The sequence below is a fragment of the Burkholderia sp. DN3021 genome (assembly GCF_049805555.1).
Lineage (GTDB): Bacteria > Pseudomonadota > Gammaproteobacteria > Burkholderiales > Burkholderiaceae > Burkholderia > Burkholderia pyrrocinia_C.
In genome coordinates this window covers 1-629 of record NZ_JBNCAB010000268.1, presented here as the reverse complement: position 1 = coordinate 629, position 629 = coordinate 1, and the positions used below count along the sequence as shown (strand labels likewise).

General features: G+C 65.8%; 1 protein-coding gene. It reads left to right on the top strand.

Annotated features, from left to right (window positions below):
* Positions 1-394 precede the first annotated feature (394 nt).
* Positions 395-629, top strand: a 235-nt coding sequence (locus ACPUER_RS37025; protein WP_425133611.1) for a hypothetical protein, incomplete at its 3' end; no start/stop codon positions are given.

The window sequence follows — 629 nt, the reverse complement described above, 5'->3', positions numbered from 1 at the left end:
TGTCGATGGCGGTTGAAATCCGCGCTTTTCCGGCGGCGTCAGAGGGTGGCGGCACGGCGCGCGCATAAAAATAGCAATTGCGGATACGGCCGATGCGAGACGAGCAAGTGGTTGGATGCGGGGCGCGACGTAAGGAGCCCGTAGGGCGACTGGAGGCGCGCCCCGCATCGCATTGAGCGGGACGCATGGTAGAAAGGTGTTTGCCGAAGAAGAACAACAGGTGCGGCACCGGCCTCAACCGCCAAGTCCAGTTCGGCGCCGCACCTCCACAGGGTATCCAGATGGCGGGCCCATCGGCCGGCCGGAGAGCCGTGTGAGCTGTCAGTATCGCATTGCTCGCGCGGCCCGTCGACTTCGGTCGACTCCTCATCTTTGGCGTTCTGAGGAACCGCCAATGCTGCAGCCCACGGGCCGCCTGTATTTGTGCGCTCGCTGCCGGGCGCAGGTCTTCATCTGCCGCCGGTGCGATCGCGGCAATCGATACTGCCGTGACTGCGCCGCCGACGCACGGCGCGACAACGTCCGCGAGGCCGGACGTCGCTATCAGCGCACCCGTCGTGGACGATTCGCCCACGCGGCCAGAGCCCGACGCTACCGGGCCCGACGCAAATTCGTGACGCATCAGGGTT